This window comes from Thermaerobacter subterraneus DSM 13965, assembly GCF_000183545.2.
Classification (GTDB): domain Bacteria; phylum Bacillota; class Sulfobacillia; order Thermaerobacterales; family Thermaerobacteraceae; genus Thermaerobacter; species Thermaerobacter subterraneus.
In genome coordinates, this window is the sequence record NZ_JH976535.1 from 2,409,386 (window position 1) to 2,424,964 (window position 15,579).

General features: G+C 72.5%; 8 protein-coding genes. 2 read left to right on the forward strand and 6 right to left on the reverse strand.

All coding sequences use genetic code 11. The annotated features are described in order from the left end of the window. Positions 1–107: 107 nt before the first annotated feature. Both THESUDRAFT_RS09825 and uvrC read right to left on the reverse strand, forming a co-directional pair. A complete protein-coding gene (locus tag THESUDRAFT_RS09825) occupies positions 108–1,898 on the reverse strand; it encodes a thiamine pyrophosphate-binding protein (protein WP_006904638.1) in 1,791 nt (596 codons plus the stop codon). A 142-nt stretch (positions 1,899–2,040) separates the two neighbouring features. Beyond that, on the reverse strand, positions 2,041–4,416 hold the full coding sequence (gene uvrC / locus THESUDRAFT_RS09830) for an excinuclease ABC subunit UvrC (protein ID WP_006904639.1): 2,376 nt from the start codon (positions 4,414–4,416) through the stop codon (positions 2,041–2,043). Positions 4,417–4,588: 172 nt separating this feature from the next. Between uvrC and THESUDRAFT_RS09835 the strand changes: the two genes are divergently transcribed. Together THESUDRAFT_RS09835 and THESUDRAFT_RS09840 are read left to right on the forward strand one after the other, a co-directional pair. After that, a complete protein-coding gene (locus tag THESUDRAFT_RS09835) occupies positions 4,589–5,836 on the forward strand; it encodes a radical SAM protein (RefSeq protein WP_242823314.1) in 1,248 nt (415 codons plus the stop codon). Positions 5,837–6,063: 227 nt separating this feature from the next. After that, positions 6,064–7,440 carry an AI-2E family transporter gene (locus THESUDRAFT_RS09840; protein WP_006904641.1) on the forward strand — a complete coding sequence of 459 codons (1,377 nt, stop codon included), beginning with the start codon at positions 6,064–6,066 and terminating at the stop codon, positions 7,438–7,440. An 11-nt stretch (positions 7,441–7,451) separates the two neighbouring features. Here THESUDRAFT_RS09840 and uvrA read toward each other — a convergent pair whose 3' ends face one another. From uvrA to THESUDRAFT_RS09860, 4 genes are all read right to left on the reverse strand, one after another. After that, entirely contained in the window at positions 7,452–10,418 is a 2,967-nt protein-coding gene (gene uvrA, locus THESUDRAFT_RS09845; protein WP_006904642.1) for an excinuclease ABC subunit UvrA, read from the reverse strand. A 4-nt stretch (positions 10,419–10,422) separates the two neighbouring features. After that, positions 10,423–12,510, reverse strand: coding sequence for an excinuclease ABC subunit UvrB (gene uvrB / locus THESUDRAFT_RS09850; protein WP_006904643.1), 2,088 nt, complete (start codon positions 12,508–12,510; stop codon positions 10,423–10,425). Positions 12,511–12,653: 143 nt separating this feature from the next. Next, positions 12,654–13,928 carry a PDZ domain-containing protein gene (locus THESUDRAFT_RS09855; protein ID WP_006904644.1) on the reverse strand — a complete coding sequence of 425 codons (1,275 nt, stop codon included), beginning with the start codon at positions 13,926–13,928 and terminating at the stop codon, positions 12,654–12,656. Continuing rightward, positions 13,925–15,301: a S41 family peptidase gene (locus tag THESUDRAFT_RS09860; RefSeq protein WP_006904645.1), complete on the reverse strand. Its 1,377-nt coding sequence runs from the start codon at positions 15,299–15,301 to the stop codon at positions 13,925–13,927. Before THESUDRAFT_RS09860 ends, THESUDRAFT_RS09855 begins: the two co-directional genes overlap by 4 nt. Positions 15,302–15,579 lie beyond the last annotated feature (278 nt).

A 15,579-nucleotide genomic window follows, 5' to 3' on the forward strand; every position in this document is an offset into this window, starting at 1 on the left:
CGAGGGGCGTGGGGGCGCCCCGTGCCCCGCCGCACCGGCTCTGGCAGGCGCAGGTTGTGCACCGGGAAGAGGCTTCGCCGCAGGCCCTTCCGGCCCCTACCGGGCCGCTAGAAACCCCCCGGCCCCTGGCCGGCCGGCCCCGCGGGGCGCAGCCGGGCAAAGGGGACGGCCCCGCGGGGGCCGGGTTCGTCCCACTCCAGCTGGAATGCCCCGGCTGCCCGGCGGAAGAACTCTGCCACCGCGGAACCCAGGCCCTGCCCGCCACGGGCTCCTGGCATCCCCGTCACCCCACCCGGCAGGCCGGGCCGGCCGTCCAGCGGCACGCCCGGTTCCTCGCCCGCGTCCCCCGCGTCCAGCCGGATCAGGATCTCCAGGCCGGCGTCCAGGGAGGTGATCCAGGGCAGCACCGCGGCCGCCGCCAGCAGGCCGGCCAGCGAGGTGATGGCGCGGGCCGGTCGCCCGGTGGCCCGTACGGCCCCCCAGGCGGCCGGGATGGCGTAACCGGGCTGGCCCAGGCGCACCGGCACCAGCAGCGACCGGGGCCCGGGGACCGGCAGCAGGTTCGCCTCGGCCACGCTCAGGGCGCCGGGTTCGGCCGCCGTCAGGCGGGGTTCCAGGCCGGCCAGCCAGCCGGCCATGGCCTGCGCCACCGCCGGGGGTGCGGCGGCCAGGTCGTCCTTGAGCCGGGCCACCGCCTGGCGGCGCTGCTCGGGCCCCGTGGCGCCCAGGTACACCTCGGGCCCGCCCGGCCGGGCTTGCTCCGCTTCGACCCGCCGGGCCAGGGTAGCCAGCACAGGGGCGGCATCGCCCGGCAGGGCCAGCCAGACGGGCGTGTTGCGGCCGAGCCGCTCGGCATCCCGGTCGATGTGCACCACCCGCCCCTTCAGCTGCAGGTCGCCGTGCTCGGCCGGGGACAGGGTGGTGCCCACCACCAGCAGCACGTCGGCCTCCTCCAGCCAGCGCCGGGCGGGGGTGGCACCCAGTCCCTCGACGGCCAGGGGGTGTTCCGCCGGGAGCAGCCCCCGGCCGGCCAGGGTCAGGAAGACGGGGGCACCCAGGATTTCGGCCAGCCGCCGGAGGCTTTCGGCAGCCCCTGCAGCGCCGCCTCCGGCGATGATGGCCGGCTGCCGGCCCCGCACCAGGGCTGCCGCCACCTGGTCGATCCAGCGGCGGTCGACGAAGGTCCCGGGCCCGGCCGTGCCGTCCCGCCGCCCTCCGGGTCCGGCCGGGTCACCGTACGCGCCGTCCGCACCAGTCTGGCCGGCCCGGCCACCGGCCGGATCGCCCCCACCGTCGCCCGGGCCGGACAGGCCGGCAAGAAGGCCCCCGGCCAGACCCGCGGCCGGGTCCCCGGCCGGTTCCTCCCCAACGGCGGGGCCCGGGGCGCCGGCCCACCGCCGGGCGGCAGCCGGTCCTGAAGCGGTCCCCGACGGGGGGACGGCGGTCAGGCGCGGCAAGGCCTCGACGGCCAGCTCGATGAGCAGCGGGCGGGGGCGGCGCCGGGCAAGGTCGGTGAAGGCGGCCTCCAGCACCAGGTCCAGGTCCTCCGGCCGGTCCACCCGGGTGTTCCAGCCGGTGACCGGCTCGGTGAGGCGCAGGGTGTCAGGCAGGGCACCCGCCCGCTCCCGGCCGGCCTCCAGGTCAGCGGCGGTGCCGCCCCGGACCAGCACCACCAGGGGGACGGAATCGGCGTCGGCCACGGCCAGGGCCGGGAGCATCCCGTTCAGTTCCGCGCCCGACCCGGCCACCAGCACCGCCGGCCGCCCCGTGGCTCGGGCGGCACCGTCGGCGGCGGCGGCCGCCAGGGGGGCGGGCAGGGGCTCCCCGGCCGTCACCACCAGAGCCGGCTCATAGGGGCGCAGGCGGCTGATGAGCCCTTGTTCCCAGAAGCGGTCCATGGTCCTCACTTCCTCACGTTTCCGAATTGGCGAGCGGGGGCGCTCGGGGCCCACGGTTGGCGGAACCGGCCCCGGCGGCACCCTGCGGGTCCCGGCTCACCCCTGGCCCGGCATCCCGCCGGGCGGGCAGGGAGCCCGTCCCTCAGGCGGGATCGCCACCACCGCCGGTGGCCGTTTCCCCGGCATCGCCACCGGGCGGGCCGGTGTCCGGTGTGGGAAGGCGGTGGAAGGCCCGGTAAACGGTGCGGGCCGCCGCCCGGTTCATCCCCGGTACGGCCGCCAGTTCGTCCTCGCTTGCCCGGGCGATGGCCTCCAGGGAGCCGAAGGCCTCCAGCAGCGCCTTCCTCCGCCGGGGCCCGATGCCCGGCAGTTCCTCCAGCACCGAGTGCAACCCGGCCCGCTGGCGCAGCTGCCGGTGGTAGCTCAAGGCGAAGCGGTGGGCCTCGTCCCGGATCCGCTGCAGCAGGTGCAGCGCGGGGGAGTCCCGCGGGATCACGATGGGATCCGGCCGGTCCGGAGCGTAAACCAGCTCGAACCGCTTGGCCAGGGCGAAGACGGGAATGTCCACCAGCCCCAGGCGGTCCAGGACCTCCTGGGCGGCCGACAGCTGCCCCTTGCCCCCGTCGATCAGGATCAGGTCCGGCAGGTCGGCAAAGCCCCGCAGCTCCGCGGCGCCGGGATCGCCGGCGGGAGTCCGGCCGGCTCCGCCGACGGCGGTCCCGGAGAGACCCGCCCCGGCCCGGTCGGCCCCGGCCTGTCCCGCCCCTGCCTCACCCGCGCCGGCCTGGCCGGGCGCAGGCGGCGGTGCCGCGGGGGTCTCCCCGGCAGGGTCGACGGAGGCCGGCAGGTCGCCTTCCCCGGCGCCGGCCGTGGAGGGCACGTCGCCTTCCACGGGCACCCCCTGCGCCTCCAGGCCGCGCCGCAGGCGGCGGTAGAGCACCTCCTGCATGCTGGCGAAGTCGTTGGGCGCTTCCACCGTGCGGATGCGGAAGCGGCGGTATTCGGCCTTGGCCGGCTCGCCGCGGATCATCACCACCATGGAGCCGACCGGCTGGGCACCCTGGAAGTTGGAGATGTCGTAGCACTCGATGCGCCGCGGCGGCTCGTCCAGGTCCAGGTATCGGGCCAGCTCCTCCAGGGCCCGCCGGGCCCGGTCCTGGCGCACCTGGTCGTCCGTCTCCGCCTGGGCCAGCAGCAGGCGGGCGTTGTGCTCGGCCAGTTCGACCCACCGGCGCTTCGTGCCCCGCTGGGGCCGGTGCAGGCGCACCTGAACACCCCGGCGCTGGCTGAGCCACCGGCCGATGACCTCCGCCTCGCCCGGGGGCAGCTCGGCGGGCAGCAGGATCTCCCGCGGAACGAAGGTCGCCCGCCCGTAGTACTGGGTCAGGAACGCCGCCAGCAGCTCCCCGTCGTCCAGGCCGTCGACGCCCGTCATGGACAGCTGCTCGCGACCGATGATCCGTCCTTCCCGCACGAAGAAGACCTGGGCGTGGGCCCGGTCGCCCTGGCGGGCGATGCCGATGGCATCTTCCTCCGCCCGGCGGGGGCTGGCCACCTGCTGCTGCTCCAGGACCTGGTGCAGCGCCCGCAGCTGGTCGCGCAGCTCGGCGGCCCGCTCGAACTCCCAGCGGGCGGCGGCGGACTGCATCTCCGCCTCCACCCGTTCCAGGACCTCCCGCGACCGGCCCTCCAGGAAGGCGATGAGGTCGCGGATCATGGCGTCGTACCGGTCCCGGTCGCACAGGGCGGCACACGGAGCCAGGCAGCGGCCGATGTAGTAGTGCAGGCACGGCCGGCCGCCCCGCCGCAGCCGGTGATCGGAGCAGCTGCGGTAGGGGAAGACCCGGCGGATCAGCCGCAGGGCTTCCTGCAGCGACGCGGAGTGGGTGTAGGGCCCGAAGTAGCGGGCGCCGTCGTCCTGCACCTGCCGTGCGATGCTGACCCGGGGCCAGTCCTCATGGACGTGGACCTTCAGGTAGGGATAGGTCTTGTCGTCCCGCAGCCGGACGTTGTACCGCGGACGGTAGCGCTTGATCAGCGTGTTCTCGAGGACCAGGGCCTCGACCTCGTTGCGGGTCACGATGAACTCCAGGGCGGCCGCCCGCTCCACCATCCGCTGGATGCGGGCCGGCAGGTGGCGGGAGGACTGGAAGTACGACCGGACCCGCTGGCGCAGGGAGCGCGCCTTGCCCACGTAGAGCACCTGGCCCTGGGCGTCCTTGAACAGGTACACGCCGGGCTGTTCGGGCAGGTCGGCAGCCCGCTGGCGAAGGGCCCCTCCGGGTACCCCCGTCCCGGCGGGGGCATCCGGAGGGCGGGCGGGCCCCAGGTCCCCGGGGGGGACGGGCGAGCCGGAGGGATCCGGTCCGGCCGCGGGACCCCGCCGGCCGGCAGTCCCCAACCCGCCTGCGGGGCCGCGCTCGCCCGCGGGCTCGAGCTGGCTTGTAGGCGCCGCCCCAACCCCAGGCGGGGGCGGGGCTGGGGTTTGGGGATCGCCGCGCCGTCGCCCGTTCGGCACCATCCCGCCTCCTTTCACCCGGTAGGGCCCACCTCCCGGCGGGCTTCTCACGCCGCAGATTTGATCATAGCACGATCCGGAGCCCTTGACCGAACACCCATTCCCTCCTACAATGTCTGGTAGGGAACACGTGTTCGCAACCGATCCAGGTTGCCGGGGAGGTGGTGGTCTCGTGCGTCCCCGCACCCGCCGCATCCAGTACCGCTGGCTGCCCTGTAAGAGCCTGATCAACCGCGTCTCGGGAATGCCCTTCCAGTGGAGCATCAACCCCTACCGCGGGTGCACCCACGGCTGCGTGTACTGCTATGCCCGGGCCACCCATCCCTATCTGGGGCTCGACGGCGGCCTGGACTTCGAATCGGTGATCTTCGTGAAGCAGGGTGCGGTGGAAGCCCTGCGCCGGGACCTGGCCCGGCCGGGATGGAACCGGGAGCTGGTGGCCATCGGCACCGCCACCGACCCTTACCAGCCCATCGAGGGGAAGTACCGGCTAATGCGCGGCATCCTGCAGGCCTTGATCGACGCCGAGACCCCCTTCTCCATCACCACCAAGAGCACCCTGGTCCTGCGCGACCTGGACCTGCTGGTCGAGGCCAGCCGCCGGGCCGGCTGCACGGTGAACATCTCCATCCCGACGGTCGATCCCGGCCTGTGGCGCCAGCTGGAGCCCGGCACCCCCCACCCTGCCCAGCGGCTGCGGGTCCTGGAACGGCTGCGGGCCGCTGGTATCCGGGCTGGTGTCTTCCTGGCCCCCATCCTGCCCGGCATCACCGACGACCGGCTCCACCTGGAAGCCGTGGTGAAAGCGGCCGCGCAGCACGGGGCGGCCTTCCTGTGGCCAGGGGTCATGCACCTGGGGCCCGGCGTGCGGGAGTGGGTCTTCCCGGCCCTGGCCCGCCTGCGGCCCGATCTGATGCCCATGTACCGCGCCCTCTATCGGGGGAGGGAGGCGGCACCGTTCTACCGGGAAAGCGTGCTCCGGCGGGTCGAAGAGTTGAAAACCCGGTGGGGTCTGGCCGGACCGCGACCGGAGCGGGCACAGCGGGTGACCCCGCCGGCTGGGACCTCCCCTTCCGCCGGCGGTGACGCCAAGCGGGCGGCTGCCCCGTCCGGGCTCGCGGCCCCGGTCGCCACGGTGCCCGTCGCCGCCATGGCAGGCGTGACGGCCATGTTCCCGATGCTCCCGCCGGCGAACCGGCCGGCAGGGCCCAGGCCTGCCGGCCGCCAGCCCGCCGCCGCCCCGCTCCCCGCCGCCGGCGGCGCATTCGAACAGCCTGCCCGCGCCGCCACCCGCGACAGGAACCCGGCCGGCGCATCGGGCCGTGCCCCTGTGGCCGGTCGCCGGGGCCTCCCCGGGCACGGGACCCGGCGTTCCCGCGGGGTTCCCGGCCAGATCGCCCTGCCGTTGACCGGCGTTTGAAGCCGGCCTGCAGCGCCGGTCCCCCGCAGGATGAAGGGGAAATAAACGACCGGCTTGGCGACCATACCGTCTCTTGGCGACCATACCGTCCATCGAGAAAGAAGGAAACCGGCGGCGCTGCCGTCGAAGATGGGCCGGTGGCGCTCAAGGATCCGGTTGGTGCGTGCACCCGGGCGCGGCGCCGGGCACTCGGATGCGGGTCATCTCGGGCGGCGGAGGGATGGTCGTTGGCAACGGAACCGCCCAAGCAGCCGGCCTCACCCCCGGCGGGACCGCCGGGGCCTGCGGGACCGGCCTGGTCTACCCTGGTGGGGCTCCTCAACATCCTGGCCGGCGCGGGTGTGCTCTGGCTCGCCTGGTGGGTGCTTTCCCACTTTGGGCGCACCCTGACCCTGCTCGGGCTGGCGGGGGTGCTGGCGTTTTTGCTAGAACCGGCCGTCAGCTTCCTGGAGCGCGGCATGCGCAGCCGGGCCCTGGCCGCCCTGTTGCTCTACCTGGCGTTTGTGGCGCTCCTGGCCCTGGGCGTGGTCTACCTGGCCGGCCCTATCAAGGAGCAGGCCCAGGAGCTGTTCTGGTCCGTGCCGCGCTACCGGCAGCAGGTGGCGGAAGCGGTTCCCGTCCTGCAGAAGTACATGGAACTCCTGCGGGAATTCCTGGCACGCTACGGGGTCAGCGTGGAGCCCCAGGATCTCGCCGGCCAGTTCCTGCAGCGGGTAGCCGGCAGCACCAACCGCATCCTGGCCGGCCTGACCGCCGTTGTGACCGGTATCGGCACCACCCTGGCCAACGCCGTGCTGGTCCTGGTGATCTCCATCTACCTAGTGGTCGACGGTTCCGGGCTCAACCGGCAGATGCTAGGTTACCTGCCCGCCCGGTACCGCCGGCCCGTCCGCCGCGCCCAGGCGGTGGCCTTGCGCGTCTTCGGCGGCTACCTGCGGGGCCAGCTGCTGCTGGGTCTGATCATCGGCGTGGTGGTCGGCATCGGTCTCAGCCTTCTGGGCATTCCTTACCCGGCCCTGCTGGGCGTCATCGCGGGGGTCATGGAGCTGCTGCCCATCGTGGGCGCCGTCCTAGGGGCCATCCCCGCCATCCTGGTGGCCCTGTTCCAGCCGTGGCCCGCCGTTCTCTACGTGACCCTGTTCTTCATCGTGGTCCAGCAAGTGGAGGGCAACCTGCTGGTGCCCCGCATCACGGGCCAGGCCGTGGGGCTCCACCCCCTGGCCACCTTGCTGGCCCTGCTGGCCGGATACGAGGTGGCCGGGATCCTGGGGGCGATCCTGGCCGTGCCCGTGGCCGCCGTCGCCCAGGCGCTGCTGCGGGAGTTCAACCCCCCCGACCCGGACCCCGGCGAGCCCGGCGCTGGGGACAACCGGCGCCGGCCGCGCCGCCCCAGCCGGGCACCCCGCCCCGTGGGGGCGCAACCTCCGGACCCGTCCGGGAACGGTGACCGCAACCCCGGCGGGGAGCCGCACGGCCCGGCCGGTGCTGGGCCGTCCGGGCCCCTGCCCCCGGAACGCTGCGAGCAGGAACCGGCCCGCGAGGGGCAAGACCCGCCGCCCCCCGCCCGCGGCCCGCGGGTCGTCATCACCCGCCGGCCCGCCTGAGAGCGGCCGGTCTATCGCCCCGCGGCCCGGGCCACCGCGCCACCGTCCCGCGAGGCCGGGCGATCCCCGGCGGCCAGGCCGTCCGCGGCGACCATCCCCTCCGCCGGGACCGCCCCGGGCAGCTGGCCGCCCGTGCCCGACCGGCGAGCCTGGCGCTCCAGATGCTGGCGCAGGAACCGGCCCGTGTAGGAGGCGGGTTCGGCCATGATGGCCTCGGGCGGCCCCTCGGCCACCACCCGGCCGCCGCCGTCGCCCCCCTCGGGCCCCAGGTCGATGACCCAGTCGGCCACCTTGACCACGTCCAGGTTGTGCTCGATGACGATCACCGTGTCCCCGGCGTCCACCAGCCGCTGCAGCACGTCCACCAGCCGGTGAATGTCGGCGAAGTGCAGCCCCGTGGTCGGCTCGTCCAGGATATAGACCGTCCCGCCGTCGGACCGGCGGGAGAGCTCGGTGGCCAGCTTGACCCGCTGGGCCTCGCCGCCGGACAGCTCCGTGGCCGGCTGCCCCAGCCGGATGTACCCCAGCCCTACGTCGTACAGGGTTTGCAGCTTCCGCTGCACCCGGGGCACCGCCGCGAAGAATTCCAGCGCCTCTTCCACCGTCATGTCCAGCACGTCGGCGATGGACTTGCCCTTGTACTTGATCTCCAGGGTCTCGCGGTTGTATCGCTTGCCCTTGCACACCTCACACGGCACGTAGACGTCGGGCAGGAAGTGCATCTCGATCTTGATGATGCCGTCGCCCTTGCAGGCCTCGCAGCGGCCGCCCCGCACGTTGAAGCTGAACCGTCCCTTGGTGTAACCCCGCATCCGGGCCTCGGGGGTGGCCGCGAAGAGCTCGCGGATGAAGTCGAAGACGCCGGTGTAGGTGGCGGGGTTCGACCGCGGCGTCCGCCCGATGGGCGACTGGTCCACGTTGACCACCTTGCGGACGTGCTCCAGGCCCTCGATGCCGTCGTGCTCGCCGGGCCGCGTCCTGGTGCCGTAGACGTGCTGCGCCAGGCGCCGGTAGAGGATGTCGTTGACCAGGGTCGACTTGCCGCTGCCCGACACGCCCGTTACACACACCAGCAGGTTGAGGGGGAAGCGCACGTCGATGCCCTTGAGGTTGTGCTCCCGCGCCCCCTTCACCACCAGCCACCGGCCGTTGGGCTGCCGCCGCCGTTCCGGCACCGGAATGGACCGCCGGCCCGAGAGGTACTGGCCCGTCACCGACTCGGGGCAGCGGATCACATCCTGAAGGGTACCGGCCACCACCACCCGGCCGCCGTGCTCGCCGGCGCCCGGTCCGATGTCGACGATGAAGTCGGCGGCTTCCATCATGTCCTGGTCGTGCTCCACCACCACCAGGGTGTTGCCCAGGTCCCGGAGGCGCTGCAGCGTGGCGATCAGCCGCGCGTTGTCCCGCTGGTGCAGGCCGATGCTGGGTTCGTCCAGGATGTAGAGTACGCCCACCAGGCCCGATCCGATCTGGGTGGCCAGGCGGATGCGCTGGGCCTCGCCGCCCGACAGGGTGCCGGCCGGGCGGTCCAGGGTGAGGTAATCCAGCCCCACGTCGGCCAGGAAGTGGAGCCGCGCCCGGATCTCCTTGATGACCTCCCGGGCGATCACCGCCTCCCGCTCCGTCAGCCGCAGCTGGTCCAGGAAGCCCAGCAGCTGGCGCACGGACATGGCCGTCACCTGGGCGATGTTCTTGCCTCCCACAGTGACCGCCAGGGATTCAGGCCGCAGGCGGGCCCCACGGCAGGCCGGGCAGGGGTGGGCGCTCATGTACTGCTCGATCTCTTCCCGCTGGAAGTCGGTGGTGGCTTCCCGGTAGCGCCGCTCCAGGTTGGCCACCACGCCGTCGAACTGGACGTACCGGTCCCGCACCCGCCCGTACCGGTTCTCGTAGCGGAAGCGGATGGGCTCCGGCGTGCCGTAGAGCAGCACCCGGATGAACTCCTCCCCCGCCTCCTCCAGCGGCGCCTCCCAGTCGACCCCGAAGTGGCGCGCCACCGCCATCAGCAGCTGCGGGTAGTAGTTGGAGGTTCCCCGGCTCCAGGGCACCACCGCGCCGTCGGCCAGGGACTTGCGGCGGTCGGGGATCACCAGCTCGGGGTCGATCTCCAGCCGGCTGCCCAGCCCGGAGCACTCCGGGCAAGCCCCGTACGGGCTGTTGAAGGAGAACATGCGGGGGCTGAGCTCTTCCAGGCTGGTGCCGCACTCGGGGCAGGCAAAGCGCTGGCTGAAGAGCATGGCCTCCCCGTCCAGCACGTCGATCAGCACCAGCCCGTCGGCCAGCCCCAGGGCCGTCTCGATGGAGTCGGCCAGCCGGGACCGGGCCCCCGGCCGCACCACGATGCGGTCGACCACCACCTCAATGGTGTGTTTCTTGTTCTTCTCCAGCTTGAAACCCGGCGGCAGCTCGGCCAGCTCCCGCACCTGGCCGTCCACCCGCACCCGGACGAACCCGGCCCGCCGGGCCTCGTCGAAGACCTTCTCGTGCTCGCCCTTCCGCCCCCGGACCAGGGGCGCCAGGACCTGCACCCGGGTGCCTTCGGGCAGCTCCAGCACCCGGTCCACCATCTGCTCCACCGTCTGCTGGCTGATGGGCCGGCCGCACTGGGGGCAATGGGGATGCCCCACCCGGGCGAAGAGCAGCCGCAGGTAGTCGTAGATCTCCGTTACCGTGCCCACGGTGGAGCGGGGGTTGCGGGTGGTGGTCTTCTGGTCGATGGAGATGGCCGGCGACAGCCCCTCGATCATGTCCACGTCCGGCTTGTCCATCTGGCCCAGGAACTGGCGGGCGTAGGCGGACAGCGATTCCACGTACCGCCGCTGGCCCTCGGCATAGAGGGTGTCGAAGGCCAACGAGCTCTTGCCGCTGCCGCTGAGGCCGGTGAGGACGATCAGCTTGTCCCGGGGCAGCTCCAGGTCGATGTTCTTCAGGTTGTGCTGCCGCGCCCCGCGGATGACGATCCGGTCCTGTGCCATGCTCTCACCTGCCGGCGCGCCCGGCCCGGCCCCGGCGCCGGGCGGCGGGGGATGGGCCGCCCCCGGTGCCGGCGGTGGCCGCCGCCCGCAGGGTGTCCCGGCCGGCCGGCTGGCCCAAGCGGCGCGCCTCCAGCTCCAGAATCATGTCGCGCAGGAGGGCCGCCCGCTCGAACTCCAGATCCCGCGCCGCCTCTTCCATCTCCTTGCGCAACTTCTTGACGATCTCGGGAATCTGGTGGCGGGGCAGGTCGGAGAGTCGCTTCCCCGCCAGGTACTCCGGCGGCCGCTCCGCGGCATGGGTCGCCTCGATCACGTCCCGTACCGCCTTGCGCACCGTCTGGGGCGTGATCCCGTGCCGGCGGTTGTATTCCTCCTGGATCTTGCGCCGCCGGTAGGTCTCCTCGATGGCCTGGCGCATGGAATCGGTGATGGTGTCGGCGTACATGATGACCTTGCCTTCCACGTTGCGCGCCGCCCGCCCGATGGTCTGGATCAGGGCGGTGGTCGACCGCAGGTACCCTTCCTTGTCCGCGTCCAGGATGGCCACCAGGGAGACCTCGGGCAGGTCAAGCCCTTCCCGCAGCAGGTTGATGCCCACCAGCACGTCGAACACGCCCAGGCGCAGGTCGCGGATGATCTCCATCCGCTCCAGGGTGTCGACCTCCGAATGGAGGTAGCGGACCTTGACGCCCATCTCCCGCAAGTAGTCCGTCAGGTCTTCGGCCATGCGCTTGGTCAGGGTGGTCACCAGCACCCGGTGGCCGCGTTCCACCCGCTGGCGGATCTCCCCCAGCAGGTCCTCGATCTGCCCCCGGGTGGGACGCACCTCGATCTCGGGATCCAGCAGGCCCGTGGGCCGGACGATCTGCTCCACGATCACGTCGGAGTGCTCCCGCTCGAAGGGCCCCGGCGTGGCCGAGACGAAGAGCACCTGCCCGACCTTCTCCCAGAACTCCTCGAACTTGAGCGGCCGGTTGTCCCGGGCGGACGGCAACCGGAAGCCATACTCGATCAGCGAGTCCTTGCGGGACATCTCCCCCTCGTACATGGCCCGCAGCTGGGGGATGGTCACGTGGGATTCGTCGATGATGCACAGAAAGGGCCGGGGGAAGTAGTCCAACAGGGTATAGGGCGGCTCGCCGGGCGCCCGCCCGGTCAGGTGGCGCGAGTAGTTCTCGATGCCGCTGCAGTAGCCCACCTCGCGCAGCATCTCCAGGTCGTACCGGGTGCGCTGCTCCAGGCGCTGGGCCTCCAGCAGCTTGTCCCGGGCCCGCAGCTCCGCCAGCCGCTGCTCCAGCTCCCGCTCGATGGACTCGATGGCCCGCTTGAGCTTCCACTCGTGGGTGACGTAGTGGCTGGCCGGGTAGATGGCCACGTGGTCCCGGTAGGCCAGCACCTCTCCCGTCAGGGCGTCGATCTCCGTCAGCCGGTCGATCTCGTCGCCGAAGAGCTCCACCCGGATGGCCCGCTCGGCCATGGACGCCGGGAAGATCTCGATCACGTCGCCCCGCACCCGGAAGGTGCCCCGCTGGAAGTCCACGTCGTTGCGCGCGTACTGGATGTCCACCAGCTTGCGCAGGATCTGTTCCCGGGGCATCTCGTTGCCCACCCGCAGCGACAGCACCAGGTCCCGGTAGTCTTCCGGCGCGCCCAGGCCGTAGATGCAGGAGACGCTGGCCACCACGATGACGTCCTTGCGCTCGAACAGGCTGCTGGTGGCCGAGTGGCGCAGCTTGTCGATCTCGTCGTTGATCAGCGCATCCTTCTCGATGTAGGTGTCCGTCTGGGGCACGTAGGCCTCGGGCTGGTAGTAGTCGTAGTAACTGACGAAGTACTCCACCGCGTTATGGGGGAAGAACTGCTTGAACTCCGCGGCCAGCTGGCCCGCCAGGGTCTTGTTGTGGGCGATGACCAGGGTGGGGAGCTGCAGTTGCTCGATGACCCACGCCATGGTGGCCGTCTTCCCCGTGCCCGTGGCACCCAGCAGGGTGACCACCTGCGCCCCCTCCCGGAAGGCACGGCTGATGGCCTCGATGGCCTTGGGCTGATCCCCCCGGGGCTCGAATTCGGCCACCACCTTGAACGCAGGCATGCTTCCGCCTCCCCATCCCTGCTGCTGGCACGGGAGCCCCTGTCCCCGGACACCGGGGCCCGGGCACGGGGCCCGCCGGATCACGGGGCCTCTGCAGGCGCCGCAGTGGCCCAGCCGGTGCGCCTTCCAGTGTACCCCTGTTGTCAAGCGCCAAACAAGTGTTTGCCGCGACTCAGGTCGATCAGCGGCGACACCGGGTCCCCTGGCGGAGGAACCAGCAGCGCCCCGAAGGGTGCCCCGGGGTCGAAACGCTTCAGCCGCCGGGTCAGGCGCCGGTTGCCCCGCTGGATCTCCAGCTCCAGGTCGACGACCCGCGGCGGCCCCTCCCACAGGTCCATGGACACGGCCCCCAGATCGCTCTCCCGGCGCACGGGCCGCCCGTTCGCCGTGAGGATCACGTCGCCCGCATGCAGGCCCAGCGCCGCTGCCGGCGACCGCGGCCAGACCCAGAGCACCCGGGCCCCCTGGGCGGGCGGGCCAAAGAGGGGGCGCCCCCACCGCTCGCGGGCAATTCCCAGCTGGATCATTCCCTCGTGCAGGAGCGGCGACGCCAGGACGGCCGGCCACAGCCACCGGGCGTCCCGCTCCGCCAGGGCCGCCATGGCCATCAGGGCGGCACTGTAGAGGACCATCACCAGGGCCGTCTGCCGGGAGCGGGAGCCCGGGGTGGCCGTCAGGGCCAGGTCGGAGTAGCCAAGGCCCGCTACGAGGGGCAGCGCGACCACGATCCAGCCCGCAGCGTTCAACCGCGCAGGATCGGCGGGTCCGACCAGCGGCCACCAGGAGGGCATCTCGATGCCACCGCCCGGCGCCGTCAGGTTGACCAGCACCAGGATGGCCGCCGGCACCGGCCAGAACCGCTGCAGGAGGAACCCGCCCACCACCTCGCCGCGACCGTTGCGCGCCAGGACCGGCGTGGCCCCCTCGGCCCCGTCGACGTAAACCAGCACGGCCTCGGCCAGGTGCAACGCCCCCACCAGGGCCACCAGCCCCGGTACATGGACCTGGGGCCACCCCAGCAGCAGGTGGCTGGCCCCGATCAGCCCGGTGGCGTAGGCAAAGCAAAGGAAGCGCGGCCGGATGAGCGCCAGCCCCAGCGCCACGGGCCACAGCGGGGTGACGTCCCGGGGCTCGAGCACCACGCCGGCCGCCGTGATCACCAGCCCTCCGATGAACCCGCCCAGCAAGCCCGCCGCGATGGCCGTCAGCACCCGGTGCCACAACGGCACCAGCGGCCGGCCGTAGAGCCGGGCTTCCATCTGCCCGATGCGGGCGTACTGAAAGGCCACCAGCCCCAGGACCAGGAGGAAGAGGGGCGCCGTGCCCGGGTTGAGCAGGGCCGCCGGCAGGGTGTCGGCGGCCAGCAGCCGGGCCAGCTCCCCGAGCGGCAATCCCCAGAGCTCGAGAGACCCCTTCATGCGCCGCCGGCGACCATCTGCTCAACCCGCTGGTAGGCTGCCCGGAGCTGCGGGTCGCGGCGCAGGTCGCCCATCTCCTTCAGGTCTTCCAGGTCGAAGGGCACGTGCACGTCGGGCTCGATCCCCTTGCCCGTGACGATGGGTCGTTCCTTCGGTGTCAGGTAACGGGCCACGGTCAGCTTGACGCCCGCCCCCGCCTCCTCCTGCCGGCCCAGGCCGGCGCGGCCTTTGCCGTCCAACGGCCACACCGTCTGCACGGTGCCTTTGCCGAAGGTGTGCTCGCCCACCAGCACCCCGACGCCGTAATCCTGGATGGCACCCGCCAGGATCTCCGAGGCACTGGCGCTCCCCTGGTTGACCAGGACCGCCAGCGGCAGGCCCAGGGCCGCGGCGTCGGAAGAGTGGGTCTCCCGGCCGCGATGGCGGTACTCGATGTGGACGATGGGCCCCCGGGGCAGGAGCCGGTCCGCGATGCGCACCACCGCCTGGAGTTCGCCCCCGGGGTTGTTGCGCAGGTCCAGGATGAGGCCCTGCATGCCCTGCCGGCGCAGCTCGTCCAGCGCTGCATCGAAGTCGTCGGGGGTATCGGGCAGGAACTGGGTCAGGTGGATGTAGCCGATCTTCCCGTCCAGCATGTGGGCCTGCACCGACGGCACGTCGATGTTGCGGCGCGTCAGGACGAACTTCAGCGGCTTGTCATAGCCCTCCCGAAGCACCTCCAGGGTGACCTGGGTTCCCTCGGGGCCGCGGATGCGCCGGGCCACCGCCTCCACGCTCTCCCCGGTGACGTCCTGCCCGTCGACGCTGATGATCACGTCCCCCGGCCGCAGGCCCACGGGATCGTCCGGCCCCGCCCCTTCGAAGGGCGTGGTGGCCCCCGGCGAGCCTTCGAAGGGGGTCTGGACGACCACGCCCCCATCCTTCCCCTCCGACACCACCACGCCGATCCCGCTGTAGTGGCCCGACACGTCGATCTGGAACTCGCGAAACTCCTGCGGATCGAAATAGGCGGAGAAGGGATCCCCCGTGGCCTCGACCACCCCCCGGGTGGCGCCTTCCAGCAGCTGGTCCACAGGCAGCGGGTCGACGTACTGGTTCCTCACCAGTTGAAACACGGTGAGGAACCGGTCGAAGTTGGGCGAGCGCACCAGCTCGTCCAGCAGCTGCTGCTTTTCGGCATCGGTGAGGGCCACGCTCTGGGGGAAAAGGCGGAGCCAGAAGCCTTCCACCCGGTCGGAGACGGCCAGGGTCACCACCGCCGTCAGGACGACCAGGACCAGCGCGCCGGCCAGCGCCTGGCGCAAGGTCAAGACCGGGCGGTCCCCCTGCCGCCCGGCCGGTCCGGTGTCGAAGGAATGGCCGAAGGACGTCATGGTGGTTCCGATCCTCCCAGCCGGTGCGAGGCTCGTGCCTCCACCAGCCTATGCCCCCGGCCGTTCCGCCCGCACTGTCGAGGGCCGGAGAGCGAAGCCCCCGGATGCGTACCCGAAGGCCTCGCCGGCAGGGCCAGGGCCGGCGGGGTCACGCCAGCAGGGCCATCTCGATTCACTCAATTCAGGATAGCACATCGCCCGACGGCCCCACCGGCAGGCCCGGGCCGGGGCCGGCAACCGGCTGGTGCGGGACAGCGGGTCCGGGGGCGGCTCCGGGG